The sequence below is a fragment of the Ochrobactrum teleogrylli genome (genome assembly GCF_006376685.1).
Lineage (GTDB): Bacteria > Pseudomonadota > Alphaproteobacteria > Rhizobiales > Rhizobiaceae > Brucella > Brucella teleogrylli.
The window spans coordinates 1-20197 of record NZ_VEWL01000025.1; the positions used below are offsets into that span (position 1 = coordinate 1).

Here is a 20197-nt window from a genome sequence, read left to right on the forward strand (position 1 = left end):
GTTCACCGGAGGATAGGGAGCATTCTGGTGAGGCAATGTGCTATCCGTTCGGGAGCATTCTCTGATGAGGCAATACGAATCTCACCTAGATTGCCGTTATGCATCAACCCATTCGTTCGTGATGTGGGCGCGCAATTATGCAGTCCGTGTGAGATATCATCACTAAATTCGTTTTGAAGTCTGATAAGCGCATTAATGGTTCCCTGGCCCGATCTCGACACCAAGCCGGGGTACGCTCTCAACTATCCAAGAGTGCGGTGCCGTAGGAGTTGTCTACTGCACATAGCCAGGCCCCGAAGATTTTGTCCGTTTTCGGGATTGCCAGTCAAGAACATGGTCGTCCCATTTGGACGACCGGAATGAGGCCCTAGGCGGTCGGTCCGATTTCAGTTGTCGCCCAAAAGATTGCTGACACGGCGCGCGACTGCCATCTATGATGCCTTCCGACAGTTTTGCGGCCGTCCCAATTCCATTCTCGATTACCGGAAGTAGACAGTGAAGAGTTACAGCAACGTGGACTTAGACTGCGCCATTAGCGTACGTGAAACGCAAGAGTTACGTATTGGGATGAGAATCGCACTATAGACAGGCTGGTGTCTATTCCGCCGCAGGTGCAGTTGGCGAAAACCAAATGCTTTTTGGCATTATTTGTTTCAATATCTGAGCATGTACGATCTATACAAGCCATTCCGTAACTATATGCGAACGTTCGCCTTGATGCCTGCACTCGCCTGGATGTGGCGCCTTACGCAGCACGTTGAGCATGATCTTCCTCTGTCCTTGACGGGCGCGCCATCCAATAGGTTTGGTCGTCCTTTTAAGATCAAAGGCTCGATCCAAATGTGCGAGTGCGGACTTGCTATTAGTTTGGGGAGAAAGACGCGAGACCGGCACCCTTCGGGAGCGTTATGAAACCTTATTCCATGTCAGGTATATCGCCGCATTGAAACAGTGTCGCAGGCGGTCCATATTCTCCAACATCGGGATCGGCTTCGCGGCTCCATGCGACTACACCGACATGTTTGCCCTGCAGCGATTGTGCCTCACGTAAAGCGCGGCCCTCTGTTTCAAATGCCATAGGTTCGAACGCCGGAACTAACTCTCCAACTCCGTTACGGTCGAATGCCGCAACCACGATAAGCCGCGCATTGGTCATCTAATCTTACTTTCCGTCAGTGTTCAAATCCAACTCGGGATTACTATCAGCCTTAGTCTGGCTCTTCTTTTTTGAGAGCCTGCCAATCTTAGGTTCTACAGGGCGGTCAGGAGTGCTCGTAAACTTAATGGCCATAATCGTTTCAAATCTCAATCAAAAATGTTGCTGGTTTGTTCTCGTAGAGTTCGTATGTCAGATACTATTCCAAATGTCCAACGATTGCTCGAAATTCGCTACACAACACACTTGATAACAAAGGACTATCGCAGCGAGAATCGCACGGGGTTGGCCTACGCGCAAAATGGAATATGTAGCGAACGGGCTTATAGTGATCGACCTCGCGATCACTGCTCCATTAATTTCACCGAAATAAAATGCGTGCCGAATACCTAGGGGCGACCGCATAAATGGCGGTCGCCACCTTATCGCTGCGCCAACAAAGCAACTCAGTGGCTATTAAGAATTGGGGCCGCCGCATTTCGTGGCCGCGTCGGCGCGGCCTTTCGTTTCGGCTTTGGCAAAAGGCCCTCGCGTTGCGCTCTCTTTTTTGCATCTTTGCGAGCGCGACGGATGGCTTCGTCTTTCTCGCGGATGCGTTTTTCTGACGGCTTCTCATAAGCGCGACGTTCTCTGATTTCACGAAAGACACCTTCGCGCTGCAATTTCTTTTTCAGTACACGGAGTGCCTGGTCGACATTGTTATCTCTAACGAGTACCTGCAATTTCTATCCTACTCTTTTGAAAATTTGGTGCGCTCGCGCTCCAAACGTGCAGCTCGGAGCCGGGCGGTTTTTGCGTTAACTGCTGCTCTTTCGTTTTCCAGAATGCCCTTGGCAGTCTTGTCGGTCACAGCGTTTTTTGTTTCCATACGTGTGCGAGGCTGCTTGAAGATCGTTTCTTTGGTAGGCTCGCCCATCATATACTGTCCTTCCGGCTGTTGGATCCGCATTCGGGTCAGAAAAAAAGGACCAAATAAAAAAGGTCGGGCAGACCCGACCTTCCAATTGTCTCAACGAGCAATGCCAGTACATCCGTGGTCAAAGACCCGAGACAATATAATTGCTCCAATCAAATAGCCTGAAGATTATCGGCAGCCTTCTTGCCCGAGCGGCGATCCGCTACGAGTTCGAAGCTTACTTTCTGGCCTTCATTGAGTGCATGCAAACCTGCACGCTCAACAGCCGAAACATGAACGAATACATCCGGAGAGCCATCATCAGGTTGAATAAATCCAAAGCCTTTTGTGCCATTAAAGAATTTTACTGTTCCGTTGGTCATATTGAATATCCTTCAAATCGAACGGTTAAATAATAACGAAAATTAATTCGCTGCGAGTTTTACGATTTGAGAGAAAAAGAAGGGCTTTAAATTTCAGCCACGTCGTTCGATAACAAATTCGATGCGTATTATCTAGCGCTAACCAAGCATTTTTACAAGGTCTCGACTTTCTTTTTATTAAAACGTGATCTTGGCGCGGTAAAAAGAACCCCGTAGCGAAAACGTGCGAGGCTGGAAGTCATATGTCATTGGCAAACAAATTTTATTTTTAGAATCGAGAAAATCAAGCGACGGCTCACTCGCGATATTTTTTCTCTGCAGCGTCGAGGCGCGCCAAAAGCTCCGAAAACGTGTCTGCATTATTGTTGGAGAACCTCACTCTCAAACCGTCTTTCAACGCTATAACTTGCGACGGGAGATCACAAAGTCTCGCGCCCGCAGCAAACCGTCTCGACGAATGGTATGGTTTTGTGAGATCTGTCATATGCCCAATGTCTTTATCATTTTCAGCACAACAAACGGGTGGTGGCTATGTTCCAATAACGAGCACACTGTATTCTGCAAAAGCCCGTGAAATCTCGCAACCAGTAAGGCCACGCTTGGAAAAGGTGGTGCACTAGCAGTGGGAGTTTTCTCGGCTCGGGAAAATTATGTAAGCACAAAAATTCAACTCGGTGCCGCAAGACAACTTAAAATTAAAGTTTATATAGAATTCTCGCAAAAGTTGATTACATTGGTGCTATAATCAAAATCCAACGCATAATTATGTGCGTTCGATCACTGAAGATCGGATACCATCATGAACAAGTTTGATTGGTTAAAGCCCGCACTCGGCGGCGCATCGATTGGTGCCATTGCGGCAATTGCTATCGGGTTCTCTGTAGGTGGGTGGGTCACACAAGGCACTTCTGAGCGCCTGATTGCATCCAACATGACCGACGGGGTAGCACTCGCTCTAACGCCTTACTGTCTTGAAAAATCGAAAAACGATCCGGCCGTTGTAAACATACTGGCTGACTTTAAGGCCGCACCAGCTTACTCCCGCCGTACTTTTATCGAGAAGACAGGGTGGGCGACACCGTTGGGAGCACAGCAACCCAATACCGCGCTCGCTACTGCGTGCGGCAACGAACTCGCCAAGGCGCTTTAATGTGGCCGGGAAACCGAACGATGAGGCTATAATGAATAAACAACTCACCCATAGCATTAATTTGGAAACTGTTTCTGTACGTCCACGGCATGATGAGGACACGACGGCCAGCAGAAGCGATCTCAGAAATGCTCATGAACAAATGACTTCTCCATCTAAAGATTGGTCGCAGCTTGGGAATATTCTCCGGCGTTCTTGCGGCGGTTTCTCACGTACCCGGTCGCCACGTCATTCTTTACCGAGGAGCAAACGCAATGGCTAATGACACCACAGCTCTAGAACGAAAGGTTCTTGCACATGAGCAGATACTTCAGGTTCTCATCGGGCATCTAGCCGAGACCGAACCCAAATTTCTGGATCGACTTAAAGCAGTATTCACGCATCATCATATTCTTGGCTCCAATGAACTGAACTACGTTAATACAGCGCAGTATGCGGAAAAATTCATTCATGAAATTGAGAAGATGCAAAAGTATAATGCAACGCGTTGATTTTCTCCGGCTCATGATTATCTGATAAAAATTCTGAGCCTATTATTTTTAAATAAATAAATATCACATGTCTGCTTGCGCTTTAATTCGAAAAGGCGCACTGTTTATTATGCACAGCAATTGAAACGGGCGCTGTCGTTGGGAGAGAACAATCTCCTGCCCCAAAATGAAGGGGACATGCGATGTCTTCCGCTTCACGTCTATCCTACTTTGGCCCAGAAGATTTCCCTTCGCTACGTGCTTTCCTGCAACGTTCCGGATATTCGCTGGAGGGTTGCGAAGAGCCAGAGACTCGCATGGAAGCCGCCAAACACCTTTGTGAAATTTTCAGCGACGGAAGCCATAATCCTGTGCAGATGCTGGACATGCTTTTGGCAATTCGCGCCCAACGGCTATCACAATCTAATCAAAGAGAACTGGAAGCCTGGGAGAATGAGGGGGGGGGGGGGGGCTATACGGCCCCGCAAGTCACTGCAACATCCTTGGTCTTGCGATGGCCTCCTCGAAAGCGGCTCCGATTGAGGTTGGCCCATGGCTGATAATCCGCGTTTCGTGACGTCGGGCTAAATACGGCGACTTCGAGTGGGGATCGAGAGGCCTGTTTCACGAGGAACTTACCGGGCTGGTATCGTCTCAATGACACGTGATCAATCTGGCGAGGATAAAATGTCAGCCCAAAAATCTTTGGATCGTAAATTGAGCGTGTATCTGATCGCATTTCTCATCATATGCATCGACATCGGATTGGTCGCGTGGGTGCTCGGTTCCTACGTCTATTAAGTACTGGTATGCGATGTCCTAAAACGTCTGCTTTCCAACTATAATGAAGTCAGAGTTTCCATGTATTCCGACGTTCTTTACATCCACGTTCAGCAAACCATTGCCTTTTTCCGATGATAATTGAACAAGATCTCCTAGATAGGCCTGCCGGAGTATGTCCATGCTTGCCCACAAGACGCCCTTTGTAAACGTCTTCTCGCCTTCCGTGAGTATGGAAATACGGTAGCCAACAGAACCGAGGTTCTTTCCTTCGCAATACAAATTGCCTTTTGAACTAAATGTAGACGTTGGCATGATTGTACCCCCGATAGGGGCTGCGTCTCCTCACCAAGCAAAGTGGGAGACACAGCTATAACTAATGCCGTTTGGTTTTGATCAAGTCATTGGCAGGAGTAGGAAAGCGACCTGAAACAACATCTGTTGACGCAGTTTTCTCCTTGACCTTATCTTTCTTTGGCTTTCTTATTTCTCGGTTACTTCTTTTCTGACCACGGGGCATTTTGAAAACTTCCTGTTTTTGAGGAATTAACTAATTCTTTTACCGGACCAATTCAGTGATGGTTCAAATCACCGCTGGAGATACTTCCACATTATTACGGGCATGTTGCCGAGAAACCTGCGGCATCGCTCACGATGGTGAGCGTCCAGATTGAAATTCCTGAATGAGTAGCCTTGCTGCGGATATGTGAGCGGCACGGTTTTCTGCGGTATCGTAAAGCCGATAGCCGGCGCAGTATTTCACGCATCATTCGAAAGTCGGTAGGTCCAACGTAGGGCTTGATAATTTTGGAAGACATTTCGTCCTCCTTGTATTGGGGCTGGAGTATGCACTCGCAACCGACAGCGCCCGTTTCAAAAGCTGTCGAGACATGCACCATGCGCTTTAAATTTGAGCAAAGCAACTGAGGCTGAATTGCGACGGCAGATCGGCTCAATCATTGCAAAAAAAGCTACTTCATGTCCTCCACGGTGATGCGATAGGAAGTTTGCCGAGCCTGTGAATAGACCTCGAGAGCAGCATCGTAGATCAGTTTCCGTGAGGCGTCGAAGGCGGCAAGAAGCGATGATTCCGTCGCTGCAATGACGCCATTCTTCTCCAGGGCGGGCTTATCGATTAGAAATGGGACGGAGGTCATTCCATCGTAGCCGACAAATCGCACGCCCAACTCAAGATCATCGAAACTTCTGCTGGGGTTTGGAAATGAAAGGGCCATTACGTTTCGCTTTTTACTGCGTCGCCTTCGTCATCGCAACGATCGACGGCATTTGCCATTCTTCGATGTTTCTTGATAAATTGTGTCAGGGCGATCTGTAGTCGACCTTCGTCACGTGTTCCCTCCTGAAATCGACGTGTCAGATAACGTGCAGCATCAGTGCGCAAATCTTGTGTGTCGCCGGTTTTACGAGCCTCCCTTAGAAGTCGCGAAATCATAGTGATGTTTCTGGAATTCAACGCGATGGAAGACATTTTGTCCTCCTTTGTTGCGGGCCAGGTATTTGAAACCTGAACGACAGCACCCGTTTCACTTACTGCCGTTTTGAGCATCATGCGCTTTATGTAAGGAGAAAGCAAATATGGCTGCAGTTCCATCGCCGTTAACTCAGACTGGCTGCGTCGCTAAAAATGCTTCCTTGGTCATATAAGCTGCGGTTCTCAACAGCGATCCACGGCTATCCATATCAATAATGCTGCCAATGTGTGAATACTGCTGTACCAACTATCGTTGTGACTTCCCCAACTCCTGCGCAATACGCCTCTGGGCGGGTTAGGGGCTGGACAGCCGGACAATTTTACGAACTGGCGACAACGTTTCAAAACAGCTTTGCCTATTGACAGTCTCTTTATATCCATTATTCTGGATATATGGAAAATGAAGAAGCAATAACAGCTTTCGCTGCTCTGGCCCAACCGACACGACTGGATACATTCCGTCGGTTGGTGCGACACGAACCTACGGGTATTCCTGCTGGTGAACTGGCGCGCATGCTGGATGTACCGCAGAATACGATGTCTGCACATCTGGCGACATTATCTCGCGCTGGACTTATAAAAGGTGAACGTCAGAGCCGTTCGATTATCTATCGCGCCGACCTCGACCGTTTTCGCGAACTGACCCTTTTCATGATCAAAGACTGTTGCGGCGGTAGTGCTGAACTCTGCGAACCTCTCATACAAAGCCTAACACCCTGTTGCGAACCGAAAGCGACTACACAATAACACGAGACCGACGAATTCGGCCTTCCACCAAACGGACTGATACAATGACAGCTAGGGTTTATAGCGTGCTCAGCTTGAGCACGGGTAACGTCGTGCGTTCAATTTTGAGCAAGGCAACCTGGAATGTGGAGAATAACTGATGTCCATATTCGAACGATATCTGACTGTCTGGGTGGCTCTTTGCATTGTCGCTGGCGTAGCTCTGGGGCACTTCTTTCCGACAGTATTCCATGCAATCGGATCTGCTGAAGTCGCCAGGGTCAATATTCCGGTTGCTATTCTCATCTGGCTCATGATCATCCCCATGTTGCTGAAGATCGATTTCAACGCATTGAGACAGGTCACTGAGCACTGGCGTGGCATTGGCGTCACGCTCTTTATCAATTGGGCCGTCAAACCATTCTCTATGGCACTTCTCGGTTGGCTATTTATCGGCTGGCTGTTTCGTCCTTATCTGCCTGCAGACCAGATCGATTCCTACATTGCCGGGTTGATTATTCTGGCGGCCGCCCCTTGCACGGCAATGGTGTTCGTCTGGTCCAACCTGACCAAGGGCGAGCCGCATTTCACGCTGTCGCAGGTCGCTCTGAACGATGCGATCATGGTTGTCGCATTTGCCCCTATCGTCGGGCTATTACTCGGACTGTCGGCAATTACTGTCCCATGGGATACGCTCGTTCTGTCGGTTGTCCTCTATATCGTCATTCCGGTGATTATCGCGCAAATCCTGCGTAGAAGCATTCTCGCCAGCGGTGGACAACGAGCTTTCGATGCAATGCTCAGAACGCTACAGCCGCTGTCCCTGATTGCGCTTTTGGCGACACTTGTTCTGCTATTCGGGTTTCAGGGAGAGCAGGTCATCGCACAGCCCATGATCATAGCGATGTTGGCCGTCCCGATCCTCATTCAGGTCTACTTCAACTCTGGCCTCGCCTATCTGTTGAATCGCATTTCAGGCGAGCAACATTGCGTTGCTGGTCCGTCAGCTTTGATTGGCGCATCCAACTTCTTCGAGCTGGCAGTAGCAGCAGCAATCAGCCTATTCGGCTTCTCATCTGGCGCGGCGCTCGCAACAGTGGTTGGCGTTCTTGTTGAAGTGCCCGTCATGCTCTCGGTCGTCTGGATCGTGAACCGCTCAAAGGGGTGGTACGAACGCGGTGCCAATCAAAAGCCAGTCACCGAAACAGGAAAACTCTGATGTCTGTTACGATTTATCACAATCCGAACTGTGGGACCTCTCGCAACACATTGGCGATAATCCGCGCCAGCGGCGAAGAGCCTGTCGTCATTGAATATGTGCAAAATCCGCCATCGCGAGAACGACTGGTCGAACTGCTCACTGCAATGCAGATGTCGCCTCGCCAACTCCTTCGCGAGAAAGGCACACCGTATGCCGAGTTGGGATTGTCCGATCCCAACTGGACCGATGACGAACTGGTCAACTTCATGATGACGCATCCTATCCTGATCAATCGTCCAATCGTGGAAGCGCCGCTTGGCACCAAACTGTGCCGTCCGTCAGAACTGGTTCTCGACATTCTGGAAAACCCGGTGTCGTCATTCACCAAAGAGGACGGAGAAGTCATCACCTATGAAAGAAAGTCGCGCTGACATGGACCTGCCGAACCTCGATCAGAATTCCTTCGCATTGCCCAACCTGGATGCACTACGCGCCGACTTTCCAAAGCATAAGCCTCGTATCCTTTTGCTCTATGGCTCACTTCGTGATCGTTCCTATAGTCGGTTTCTGACGCTGGAAGCGCAGCGTCTGCTCGATGCGATGGGCGCTGAAACGCGTCTCTTTCATGCCAATGGTCTTCCCTTGCCAGACGACGGTTCGGCAGAGCATCCGAAGGTTCAGGAATTGCGTGAGGCAATGCTTTGGTCAGAAGGGCAAGTCTGGACCAGTCCAGAACGTCATGGAGCCATGAGCGCTGTCATGAAATCGCAGATCGACTGGATCCCATTGCCGGGTGGAGCAATTCGTCCGACGCAGGGCCGAACGCTTGCATTAATGCAGGTTTCTGGCGGATCGCAGAGCTTCAACGCCGTTAATCAGATGCGTATTCTTGGGCGCTGGATGCGAATGATCACCATTCCAAACCAGTCATCCGTCGCAAAGGCATGGCAGGAATTTGACGACGCTGGACGGATGAAACCCTCATCATTCTATGATCGCGTGGTCGATGTGATGGAAGAACTAATGAAGTTTACACTTCTGACGCGTGGCATCTCGGATCATCTCACAGACCGTTATAGCGAGCGCAAGGAAGAAGCGTCCAAACTCGAAAAGCGTGTTTCGTTGAAATCAATATGAAAGCTGAACGGCTTCCCATTGCGGCCATTGCCGGTCTCGGACTGACCCAGAATATCGGTTACGGCACTTTATATTATTCCTTCAGCATTCTCGCGCCGTCCATGGCGCGGGACTTCTCCGTTTCCAACGAATGGATTTTCGGAGCACTGTCGGTTGCCCTGCTAGCCGGGGGCTTTCTCGCTCCCTGGTTAGGCAAATGGATTGATCGTTACGGTGCTGGTCGCATGATGACGATAGGCTCGATACTGGCCGCCATCTCTCTCATACTGTGTTCGTTTTCTCCAAATGCTTTAACGTTTGCAGGCGCGCTGACGATCATCGAAATCGCCGCCAACCTCGTCCAATATGGAGCAGCCTTTGCATTATTGGTGCAATTAGCGCCAAATGTTGCCCAGCGTAGCATCACCTATCTGACACTGATTGCAGGCTTTGCCTCGACAATGTTCTGGCCCATTACAACAACCCTTCAACATTGGCTCACCTGGCAACAGACCTATTTGCTGTTCGCTTGCCTCCATTTGTTTCTCTGCGTGCCGGTACACCTTTTGCTCGCGCGTTCTATTGCAAAGAGTGGTCGGAAACGATCAACGAATGGAACAGTCACAACCGCCTGTTCAGGTGATCTGCCTGCCCATCAACGGCGCAAAGGTTTCGTGCTTATTCTCGTGGCATTCTCGACGCAGGCTCTCGTTGCAGCGGCCATTCTGGTCCATATGGTGCCGATGTTGGGCGCGCTCGGTCTTGCAGGTTCTGCAGCATTTATTGGCGCGATATTCGGACCTTCTCAGGTAGTCAGCCGCCTGATCAACATGCTCGGTGGCAAAAACCTCGCTCCGATCAGTCTGGCAGTAATCTCTGCCTCCTTGATGGGCATAGCCCTCATTGTTCTGCTATTCGGAGCCCCATCCATTATTGCGACGATGATGTTTGCCTGTCTTTTTGGCTTCGGAAACGGCCTCTTCAGCATTGTTTCCGGAACCTTGCCTTTGTCACTGTTCGGAAGTGATGGCTATGGTGCCATGCAAGGCAAGATCATGTCAGCCAGACTAATCGTGTCTGCGACTGCACCATTCGCAATGGCTTTCGGTATAGCGAATTTTGGTGCGAGCTGGAGCCTCACTACTCTGGCTCTTTCTGCCGCGCTAAGCGTCGCGATGCTCACCGGATTGAGGTTGCTTCGCTGATGTCAGCTTTCAATCAGAAGCAATTGGGAGCGAGATGACGGCAATAGAGCGCAAAGCGGTCATGTGCGGATCTGATTGCCAGTCAAGAATCTGCATAGCGCTCTGAAATTTGCTCAGTTGGTGATCATCATATACACAGCACAGTTTTGACAAAAGCTTATTAATTCAAAAATGCTATCGCGTCAAATATCGTTAATCGCCCGAAAGTACCCCTCTAGTAAATGATAAGCCTTTGGACTGATCCTAACAATCTGCCGCCTCTTGTCAGTATCATCCAGCTTTCTTTCCACTAGTCCCGCTTTTTCCATTTCATTAAGACGCCGTGCTGCGGTGGAAACTGGAGCACCAGACGAAAAATAAAGTGAGGATGCAGCAACTTCATTTCCTTCTAAACTCTGTTGCATTAAATCAAGAAGCATATTCCAGACAGGATCACTGAATAATTCGTCTTTAAAAAATTTCTTCTTTATATCATTGGATTGTACAAACGATAAAAGCCTTTCTTTGGACAGAGGCTTTCCAATTTGACGGTTCCTCCTTCCATCTTCGTCTTGAGTTCCCTGACTGATTGTGGACGAATTCAACAGACCTTTGAGAGCGTGAATCTCTTCCGCCAGGCGATCCAAATGGTCTGACCCCTGAACACGAAATTGCGTATCACGTTTAATTTTCGATGCTTTATCGAGTGCCATCTGCACCGACTTGACCAGAACATCGCGCCGCACTGGTTTATAGAGGAAATCTGCTGCTGCCAGACGAAGCGCTTCTACTGAATTTTCCAGGGAAGCATAGGCGGTAATAAAAATAACCTGGAGCCAGGAGCGCTCTTCGTATCGTTCGCGCACGTGCTGTAGTAACGTGATGCCATCCATGGCAGGCATTCTGATGTCACTGACAATCAGTTCAATCGACGCGGTTGTGTCTAGTACAGAGAGAGCCTGATCGGCTGATGTTGCCTTTGCGCAAATCAAGCCATCCGCTTCAAGTGCAATAGTTAAAGCATTCAAAAGCGGTTCTTCGTCGTCAATTAACAGAACACGACAATCTTTATTATTTGTGTCCATTATCTATTATCCTTCGCAAGGTTTGAAGACGCTGCCGGCAATCTCAGCATAAAGACAGCACCATCGCTCACATTTCTTGCTTCTATTGAACCCTTCATATCTCTTGCCATGCCGTGACAAAGCGCCAGTCCAAGCCCCATTCCCTGCCCCATCGGTTTGGTTGTAAAAAATGGGTCAAAAAGTTTCTCTTCTACGTCTTCATTCAATCCCGTTCCGTTGTCCTGCACGGAAAAACAGACGACATCATCCTGCTCTTGCTTTAGTTCAATCTGGATCGCTGCATCTGATAGCGCAGCGCCATTTCCTTTGCTGAGGATGGAGTCGCGTGCATTCACAATAAAATTGAGCAGTATCTGTTCAATCAGAATCTGGTTGCCGATTATATTTTTAGTCATCGGATGCACATGCGTATCAATAACAATCCGATCTGATTGTATTTTCTCTTTGCAGATCGTCAGCACACCTTGCGCGATCTCTTCCGGATCAAGAACGGCTAGAGAGCCATCGGTTTTGTGACCATATATCCGCATGTGTCGAGCTATCGTGGATGCCCGTTCCACTTGCTGACTCATCTCGCCGATTTGGCCACGAACCGAAGCAATGTTTGATTGTCCCTGAACGACCTCATGGTCGAGATTGTCCAGCATCATTGCAAGTGTCGCCAAAGGCTGGCTGATTTCGTGCGCAATGCTGGTTGCCATTTGCCCCAGGGTCAGAAGCTTACTGGACTGGTATATTGCCAATTCAGCTTCTCTGCGCTCGGTGATATCGAGCCCCAGAATAACAAAGTTTCGTACACCACCGTCGTTTTGATTGCGAATAATGGAGACGACCCAACTCATTTCGCGTCTTTTGCCACTAGCTAGTCGCACGGTGTGTGTGCCTTGCCATGATGGTCTGCTGCTCAAGCTGTTGAACTCGAGCCCCAGCATCGACTTTATCGGCAGCTCTTCACCCACGCCAAGCCCGGTAAAAATGTCCTGAAAATTCTGATTCACGACTATGATTTGACCTTCGGCGTTAGTGACAACCATCACGACGTCGCTGGCGCCAGCAATCGTTTGAAATATCTCCAGCTCCTGCTTTTCTTTGATCGCTTCAATGTCACGGCGCAGCAACTCGCGTTGACTTTTCAGATATTTAGCTAAAATTATTCCGCAAGCCACGAGCACGGTGAAAAGCGCCATTAATGCAGCAACAACGAGGCCAGAAGCTGTAAGCCAAGCCGCCTTGAGAGGCGCTGTGGGAAACCCTGCATAAGCCCACAAAGGCGCAGCAGACGATTTATAATACGCAAAGAGCAGCCGATAATTGACTATCGGTGAGTTGCGAATCTGAATTCCCTGTCCTACTTCGAGTTCTTTTTCAATATAGGGTTTGATATTGCGTCCGATTGCAAGACCATAATTCGATGCTCGAATGACACCATCGTCCCCGACAAGGCCCAATACAATGTCAGGTTCCTTGTCGAACCGATCATAGAAGCTATAAAGGTAATGTTCGTTTACAAGTATCAATACAAAGCCACGAAAGACATGCTGACCGTCAAAAATAGCGCGCGAATAAGTCATAGTCTGCCCGACGCAGCTTTTGGGTGTATTAATTTCGTGAACGCTTGGATGATTGAAAAACACCGACGGGGAATGGGCGCCCGACAATGCCTTAAATTCGGTCGAATGTGACAGATCCAACCCTACCGGAATTGTGCTTATGCCACTTGCTGAAACAAGCCCATTTTCATTGACAAGCGCTATCCCGATCACGCCCTTTGTTTCACCGTTTGCACGTCGCTTCAATACCTCTGACATGAGCTTGTCATCGACGATTTTCTCGGTCACGTCCTGCACGACGGCATTGCTGAGAGCATTGAGCGATAAAACGACCTCTGTCGTTTGCTCGGCGAGCGCTTGCGCAAAAATCATCGCTTTTTGGCCAGCATCGTTTTTCCGCACGAAATAATCGTGACAAATAACCAGTGTCGCGACAACCGAGGCAATCACGATAACAATAATAACGGATATCCAATACCATCTCAAAATACGCGACGTATTCAAGCGGCTCTGGGGCATTGGGTAAGCTTCTCCAGTTATATAATTTCGATCCAGCTCATCAAGCACGAAGCGGACAATTAAGTACCCTCCTTTATAGCTTTATAAATGCCCGAGCGGATACTGCAAAGCAAGAAGGTTCATAAAAATCAAATCAATAAGATATGAGGAAGGAGGGCGCCATATAAGTTAAGTACTGAATCCGAAGTATCTAAATTATTTCCACCGCGATTAAACACGACGAGTATCAAACGGATGGGCCGGCAATGGTCAGCCTTGGAAAGGCTTCCTCTGCCAGCCTGCATCCACGATACATATGCATATTCTAAATAAGATCATCGTTGAGATACACGACGGTTTGATTGTCCTTTATATTCTTTGAATTTTTGCATCACGTCGCGTACGTAGACCTGTGTTTCCTTGAATGGAGGCAGCCCTTTGTACTTTTTCACATTCGCGGGACCGGCGTTATACCCGGCCAGCGCGCGAGGGATATCACCTTCAAAAGTTTCTAGCATTCTCGCCAGATACAGCCCGCCTCCCTTGACCTGGCAATAAGGCCGGGACAAATGTTCAGGACGCAGACCCGTTGATCTGGCGGTTGCCGGCATCAGCTGGGTCAGGCCGTAAGCACCAGCGCGTGAACGTATATTGGGCTGAAACCGGCTCTCACGCCAGATCAATGCGCGGATCAATGCACGCCACTCCCGTTCTGACATACCCGCCACAGAGACACCGGGATGACCAAACGTATCTCTGGCGCCACAGAAGATTGCATTTTCAACCGAACCGCTATCGTTGCAATTGATCGTAGCACGCGCAACTGTTTGCTCTGGCTTGATATCAGAATAGGCAAAGACATACTTGCCGCCAAAAAGCCCAGGAATTAGTATAGATAAAACAAAAAATGAATTTTTCATGACTGCTTGCTTTATTGTTGTTTGTTGGTTTTATCGATCAGGGGACGAGATAGTGATGATCCCAATCTTTTTTTGGTATGACGCCCCCGATATTGTAATTGAATGAGACTATGCCGAGATAGTTATCTTTGGTTCGGCACGAGTAGGAAAGCTTGTACCAAACGCCACGACTACGCATGGCAGCACCTTGTGCCTGAATGCCCCGGCTTTTTATTGTGGGGTCTGAGTAGGCGTAGGCGAGAACCTTATCAACATCGTAATGATGGTTTTCGCGCGTAATGCGCTCCATTGCTTCCAGGTTGCAGCGCTGCTCCAGACGCGTTAACGGATCGAGCCGGATCAGCTGGCTTCGTACGCGTGCATCCATGGAATGGGCTACAGTGACTGATTGAAGAGGTAGGGGCATTAGAACATGCGTGGCAAGGCTAAGCGCGAGCGTAAACTTTCTCGCCGCTTTCTTTAACGAGAACATAACAATCACCGATTTGGTTTATTGGGTCATTCTCCTGGATATTCAGAAGAACTCTTAAGGCTGGTCCGAATACAGAAGATGATAGGTGAGGAGGCAACGGGGGGAGCCGAGTTGTTGCCTCCTCATATCACCACTGTGGGTATTAATTGCTTCTGTGGAGTGCGGGGGCATTGCTATAGAAGCAATGTTCAGTGGTGAATGCAGAGATGGAACCTCTTACATGGTCCATCTATTGCTCCGGCGCTGCTACGCGCCAGAGCATTGGAAGTGGTCAGGTAATTACCACTTCACCTTGAAGCCGAGGCTTCCGCTTACGGAATAGCTCTTGCCAACGTTCTGAAGGCTTGTCGCGGTCGATACCTTGCCGAACACGGAATAGGTATCGTCCTTCCACGAATAATCGGCTGTCAGACCCAGTTCACCCCAGGTCTTGTCGGTAGAGCCGGTGGCAATCTTAACGTCCGAGACATTGATGTAGTTCGGTCCGCTCTTCAGATCCTGATAGATATTGGCAATTCCACCGAAGTCGAGTTTCGTGCGTGTACCGTCTGCTTCCAGCCAGCTTTGTGCAAAGTTGGCAGCAATACCGAAACGGCCCGTCAGCACGCGATTGTCCGGAGTATCAATGGCAGCCGAGAATATATCAACATAGTTGTCTGTGTTGAGCGAAGACCAGATCAGCTGAACCTGCGGCGTGACCGACCATTGATCGGAAACCACAAACTTCTGACCAGCTTCGAGGCTCAGAGCATAACCGAAGCTCTTTACACCGGTTGCGAGTGCCTGCTGCACAAGATCGGACTCCAGATCGGACTTGTACCAGGTCAGCTTGCCCTGACCGTCGATGTAGTAGCCATTTTCGCCATACCAGGTCAGTGCACCGCCCAGACCATAGCCCTTGACGCTGACATGACCATTGCCGATATCCGAACGCGACTTGATCGAGCTGCTGGTGTAATCCAGCCAGATGCTGCCGAACAGGTCACCATTCTGGTCATCGATAAACTGGCCATCGAGACCCGCCTGCATGGTCCAGTCATTCGAACCATAGACGGCACCGGTAGCATTTCCCGATGGCGTGAGACGGCTATATCCGGTCTGGATGCGACCCCAGACATATTTTTCCCCAAACAGGGAATCGGGGTTGGCAATGCTATAGGCATTGGCATTACCATTGCTGCCGCTGGAGCTCATGCGAGTGCCGAAGCTTGCGAAGCCTGCGCGGTTTATCCCGGCAAGTGCGGAGCTGATGCCGCCATAGACCGGAACACCTGCCTGATATTCCTTGCCGCCATTACCACCATTGCCGCCGTTTCCGTTTTCACCTTTCTTGTTTTTGTCTTCGCTGCGCAGATACCAGTTGCCATCGTTGGGAGTGGAGACACCGCCCTTGTTAAGAGTATAGGCATAAGCACCGGCAACAACGGCCTGCTGCTTGTTGTAGTTGACATAGTCGCCATGCAGATTAAACTGACCATCCGACTGGCCACCAACTTCAATAATCTTGATGCCGTTGACGGTCTGGGCACCCATGCCGCCGCGATTGATGACGCTAACTTCGGTTGTACCCGATGTATTGCCCTTTACGACCAGACGGTCACCCTGCGAATTATCATCGCCAAGCACCTGGTGCATCACCAGCTTGCCGTTTTCACTGGCGTAGTCGCCATTGACGGTCAGCGTGCCGAAGGTCTTGTCTGTGCCCGGCGAAACAGTGCCGCGATTGACCAGACCATTCATCGAACCGTTACCGGACAGGATACCGTCATTGATCACATTCGACGTGATACTGCCCGCACGCTCATCATTGCCAAGCTGCAATTCACCGGCAGAGGCGATTTTCGTGTCGCCCGTATAGGTGTTGTCGCCTGAAATGATCTGCTTGCCCTTGTCGATCGAGAGACCACCGGTTCCGTCGATAACACCGGCAAATTCGCTGCCATTGCCATCGGTAATGACAATCGTCTTGCCGCCGATATCGAACTTGCCCGTATCCTTACCCGCAATATGCTTGGTATGAATGTCGTCGGCATTGATACCCGAAATATCGACAGTACCGTTATTGGTGATACCCGACGAGTTGGAGATATCGCCATTGCCTTCGATGACCAGCGTGTTGTTTTCAGCAACCGTGGTTTCGCCAGTGAACTCCTGCTTGCCGTCGATTGCAGCAGAACCGCCACCGCGGATTTCGACAGAACCGTCGCCCTTGATCGGATTGATCACGAACTTGTCGGAACGATCGTAGACAAGGGCGCCCGCATTGTCGATTTCACCCTTGACGCTGCCCTTGGTGCCGCCATCACCGATAATCAGCGTGCCCGGCTTGTCAACCTGGGTGCCACCCGTATAGGTGTTGTCGCCTGTGAAGCGCTGCGTGCCGCCGGCAACTTCAACCTTGCCATTGCCTTCAATCACACCGGCAAAAGTGTCATTCTTGGCGTCAGCAATGACCAGCTTTTTGTCGCCCGTCTTCACAAGACCGGTATCGTCACCTTTCAGGCTCTTGACGGTCGCGCTGTCAGGATCGACGCCGGAAATGTCAAAGATGCCGTTGTTGTTCAAACGGTCGGCGGAAGCGATACTGCCCTTGCCTGCAAGATCGAGCTCGGCACCCTTGGCAACACTGGCTTCACCGGTGAAGCTGTTGTCGCCGGACAGCGTCTGCTTGCCACCGTCGATCTTCAAGCCACCATTGCCGTCGATGCTGCCGGCAAATGCATCCTTGGCATCCGTAATGATAAGCGTCTTGTCGCCCGTCTTCACATGGCCGTTTTCATCACCGGCGAGGCTCTTGATGCTTGCGGTGTCGGGATCGACACCACTGATATCGAACGTGCCATTATTATTAAGGCGTTCGGCGGAAGCAATGCTGCCCTTGCCGACCATGTCGAGTTCAGCACCCTTCGATACAGTCGCATCGCCGGTAAAGGTGTTTTCGCCGGAGAGCGTTTCCTTGCCGCCATCGACCTTGATGCCGCCATCGCCTTCGATCACACCGGCAAACGTATCCTTGGCGTCCGTGATGACGAGTGTCTTGTCGCCCGTCTTCACGTGGCCGCTCTCGCCGCCGGCAAGGCTCTTGACGCTTGCACTGTCCGGATCGACACCGGAAATGTCGAACACGCCGTTATTATCGACACGCGCCGCCGAAGCGATGCTACCGTTACCAGCAAGACGCAACTCACCCTTGTCGATTTTGGCGTCACCGGTAAACGTATTCACACCAGCCAGAACAAGAACACCATCGCCGTCCTTGGTCAGGCTGCCGGCACCCGAAATCACACCGTTCATGGTGTTGGTGTTGCCCTGCGTATCGATGGTGCCGTTCTTGTCACCGATCACGACATTGCGGGTCATATCGAAGGTACCCGCCGTTTGCAGCGTACCACCATCGATGGTCAGCGTATCAGCCGCGTTACCCAGGCTGCCATCCTCAGTAATGGACAGGATCCCTTCGGCAATGGTCCAAGGGGTATGGGCGTCTGTCTTGCCGGTAAGGTCCCACTTGGACGCACCAGTTTTCTTGAAATTGTCAAAACCCTTGTACTTGTCGCCAAGTTCGGACGCGTCTAGCGAGGAATCTTTCTCACCGCCCAGAACCAGTGAAGTGTCCTTCACACCATCGGCAACGACAACATTGCCCTCAATGTTCGAACCATCCCACAATTCAAGCGTCGAGTGATCACCGACAACGTCGATGGCATTCACGTCGGGGCGCGTATCACCCTCAGCCTTGGCGCCATGCTTCACCGTGCCTGCATTGATGACGTAGCCAGACTCCCCGATGCGAATGCCGCTGCCGGCGCGGCCGGTGCGACGGTTGCGGCTTTCTGTGTCGTCGCGATCGTAGGCTGTTGAGACTGTTTTGCCACCTTTACCGCCCTCGACCGTCCCATAATTAATGAAAGTGCCGTTCTTATCGACCACAACGCCATCCCCGGCGCCGCCACCGCCCCCTTTTAAGCTATGATCTTGGGTTGAGATATCGTCCCAACCGCCACCGCCACCATTACCACCCCGGATTGTCGAACCGGCGGCGTTTGTAAGTTTACCATTGCGTAAGATTACGCCGGCACCGCCACCACCGCCGCCGCCGGTGCCGGTCATATACGCCGTCCTGCTCCCTTCTCCACCATCGCCGCCCGTGACGCTTGAACCCGTGACAAGCGTGGCGTCACCGCCATCAAGGAAAAGCCCGGCTCCACCACCACCGCCGCCGCCAACAGGTTCTTTCTCGTAATGGTTGTCACTGGCTATACTGGGCGACTCACCTCTTTGCCCCGCCCCACCTGTTATTATGAGGGGGTCCGTTCCAACTGTGGTTCCGCCGACTTTGCCGCCCGCACCCCCTGCATGTTTTGCGGATGAGGCACCGTCTGCACCGTTTCCATTAAAGTCCGGTATATTCCCGCTGATCACTTCGCAACCGTCGCCTTGACAGGCTGCGCCACCGCCAAAACCGTTTCCTTGCCCGCCACCACCAGCATTAGAGGAACCTGCTCCCCCCGCATTACCCTTCATATCCGCAGCTTGTGCAACGGAAACAAAAGGAAGCGTAGCGACAGGTCCGGCAGCGGCAAACATGGCAGCCGTCAGAACAGCACCGGCACATAGCGAGGAAGAACTGCACAGTTGGGCAACATGCACACGCACAGAATGAAATAAACGTCTGTCTTTTTCTTGTGTCATTACAAGACTAGCTCCTAAAAATCCGTACAAGCAACAGACCCGCACGGGAACGCAATAGTTTTCTGAACACTGAACCCGCGCCTTAGAAGAGGATTCTGACCCGCACTCAGTTGGGCTGATCTTCAAAAACTTTTGGTGCAATTATGAAATCGTTTTAACTGCCAATATGGTGGGAATAGGCGTGGCAATGCCGTCGAAAACTGATAATCAATTGAAGATAAAAGAAAAAGTACATGGCAAAATGGGAACGATAATTGGGGCTAAACCAATGTCCACAGCCACCAAAATGCCATTCTTGCTTAACTGGTGTCGGTTGTTCACAGTTCTAAAGAGTAGACTCGCGTCAGAGATAAGAGTCCGTTTGAGAATTTAGTTTCCTTGGTCTCTGGTTCGTGATTCAGATTAACGATGTGGACACGAGAGACGC

18 protein-coding genes are annotated in these 20197 nt (G+C 50.4%); 7 read left to right on the plus strand and 11 right to left on the minus strand.

Translation table 11 applies throughout. The annotated features are described in order from the left end of the window. Nucleotides 1-916: 916 nt before the first annotated feature. The 4 genes from FIC94_RS21745 to FIC94_RS21760 form a co-directional block, all read right to left on the minus strand. Entirely contained in the window at nt 917-1156 is a 240-nt protein-coding gene (locus FIC94_RS21745) for a hypothetical protein (RefSeq protein ID WP_140026398.1), read from the minus strand. Nucleotides 1157-1602: 446 nt separating this feature from the next. Further along, complete coding sequence (gene rpsU, locus FIC94_RS21750) at nt 1603-1878, minus strand: 30S ribosomal protein S21 (protein WP_140026399.1); 276 nt, start codon at nt 1876-1878, stop codon at nt 1603-1605. Between the two features lie 8 nt (nt 1879-1886). Further along, nucleotides 1887-2075 carry a hypothetical protein gene (locus FIC94_RS21755; RefSeq protein ID WP_371830939.1) on the minus strand — a complete coding sequence of 63 codons (189 nt, stop codon included), beginning with the start codon at nt 2073-2075 and terminating at the stop codon, nt 1887-1889. Between the two features lie 149 nt (nt 2076-2224). Beyond that, nucleotides 2225-2434 carry a cold-shock protein gene (locus FIC94_RS21760; RefSeq protein ID WP_109365776.1) on the minus strand — a complete coding sequence of 70 codons (210 nt, stop codon included), beginning with the start codon at nt 2432-2434 and terminating at the stop codon, nt 2225-2227. Between the two features lie 799 nt (nt 2435-3233). Here FIC94_RS21760 and FIC94_RS21765 point away from each other — a divergent pair. Then, entirely contained in the window at nt 3234-3584 is a 351-nt protein-coding gene (locus FIC94_RS21765) for a hypothetical protein (RefSeq protein WP_140026400.1), read from the plus strand. A gap of 254 nt (nt 3585-3838) precedes the next feature. Continuing rightward, entirely contained in the window at nt 3839-4075 is a 237-nt protein-coding gene (locus FIC94_RS21775) for a hypothetical protein (protein WP_109365772.1), read from the plus strand. 1730 nt (nt 4076-5805) lie between these two features. On the opposite strand, the gene FIC94_RS21780 is transcribed toward FIC94_RS21775, so the two are convergent. Together FIC94_RS21780 and FIC94_RS21785 are read right to left on the minus strand one after the other, a co-directional pair. Next, nucleotides 5806-6069, minus strand: coding sequence for a DUF1488 family protein (locus FIC94_RS21780; RefSeq protein WP_140026402.1), 264 nt, complete (start codon nt 6067-6069; stop codon nt 5806-5808). After that, entirely contained in the window at nt 6069-6446 is a 378-nt protein-coding gene (locus tag FIC94_RS21785) for a hypothetical protein (RefSeq protein ID WP_140026403.1), read from the minus strand. Before FIC94_RS21785 ends, FIC94_RS21780 begins: the two co-directional genes overlap by 1 nt. A 273-nt stretch (nt 6447-6719) precedes the next feature. On the opposite strand from FIC94_RS21785, the gene FIC94_RS21790 reads away from it, so the two are divergent. The 5 genes from FIC94_RS21790 to arsK all read left to right on the plus strand — a co-directional run bounded on the left by FIC94_RS21790 (nt 6720) and on the right by arsK (nt 10574). Beyond that, complete coding sequence (locus tag FIC94_RS21790; protein WP_140026404.1) at nt 6720-7073, plus strand: ArsR/SmtB family transcription factor; 354 nt, start codon at nt 6720-6722, stop codon at nt 7071-7073. Between the two features lie 139 nt (nt 7074-7212). Continuing rightward, complete coding sequence (arsB, locus tag FIC94_RS21795; RefSeq protein WP_140026405.1) at nt 7213-8271, plus strand: ACR3 family arsenite efflux transporter; 1059 nt, start codon at nt 7213-7215, stop codon at nt 8269-8271. Next, nucleotides 8271-8684 (plus strand): arsenate reductase (glutaredoxin), encoded by a 414-nt coding sequence (gene arsC / locus FIC94_RS21800; RefSeq protein WP_100651581.1) that lies wholly within the window; start codon nt 8271-8273, stop codon nt 8682-8684. Before arsB ends, arsC begins: the two co-directional genes overlap by 1 nt. After that, on the plus strand, nt 8665-9390 hold the full coding sequence (gene arsH, locus FIC94_RS21805) for an arsenical resistance protein ArsH (protein ID WP_140026406.1): 726 nt from the start codon (nt 8665-8667) through the stop codon (nt 9388-9390). The genes arsC and arsH overlap by 20 nt, the downstream gene beginning before the upstream one ends. Further along, a complete protein-coding gene (arsK, locus tag FIC94_RS21810; protein ID WP_140026407.1) occupies nt 9387-10574 on the plus strand; it encodes an arsenite efflux MFS transporter ArsK in 1188 nt (395 codons plus the stop codon). Before arsH ends, arsK begins: the two co-directional genes overlap by 4 nt. Nucleotides 10575-10756: 182 nt before the next feature. On the opposite strand, the gene FIC94_RS21815 is transcribed toward arsK, so the two are convergent. The 5 genes from FIC94_RS21815 to FIC94_RS21835 form a co-directional block, all read right to left on the minus strand. Beyond that, nucleotides 10757-11638 carry a response regulator gene (locus tag FIC94_RS21815; RefSeq protein WP_140026408.1) on the minus strand — a complete coding sequence of 294 codons (882 nt, stop codon included), beginning with the start codon at nt 11636-11638 and terminating at the stop codon, nt 10757-10759. Then, nucleotides 11638-13707 carry an ATP-binding protein gene (locus FIC94_RS21820; protein ID WP_140026409.1) on the minus strand — a complete coding sequence of 690 codons (2070 nt, stop codon included), beginning with the start codon at nt 13705-13707 and terminating at the stop codon, nt 11638-11640. The genes FIC94_RS21815 and FIC94_RS21820 overlap by 1 nt, the downstream gene beginning before the upstream one ends. Nucleotides 13708-14021: 314 nt before the next feature. Next, the gene (locus tag FIC94_RS21825; protein WP_140026410.1) at nt 14022-14606 is read right to left on the minus strand and encodes a lytic transglycosylase domain-containing protein; all 585 of its coding nucleotides are present in this window, start codon (nt 14604-14606) and stop codon (nt 14022-14024) included. A gap of 37 nt (nt 14607-14643) precedes the next feature. Beyond that, the gene (locus tag FIC94_RS21830; protein ID WP_371830940.1) at nt 14644-15078 is read right to left on the minus strand and encodes a DUF930 domain-containing protein; all 435 of its coding nucleotides are present in this window, start codon (nt 15076-15078) and stop codon (nt 14644-14646) included. 279 nt (nt 15079-15357) lie between these two features. Continuing rightward, a complete protein-coding gene (locus FIC94_RS21835; protein WP_180918111.1) occupies nt 15358-19188 on the minus strand; it encodes an autotransporter outer membrane beta-barrel domain-containing protein in 3831 nt (1276 codons plus the stop codon). Between the last annotated feature and the right edge of the window lie 1009 nt (nt 19189-20197).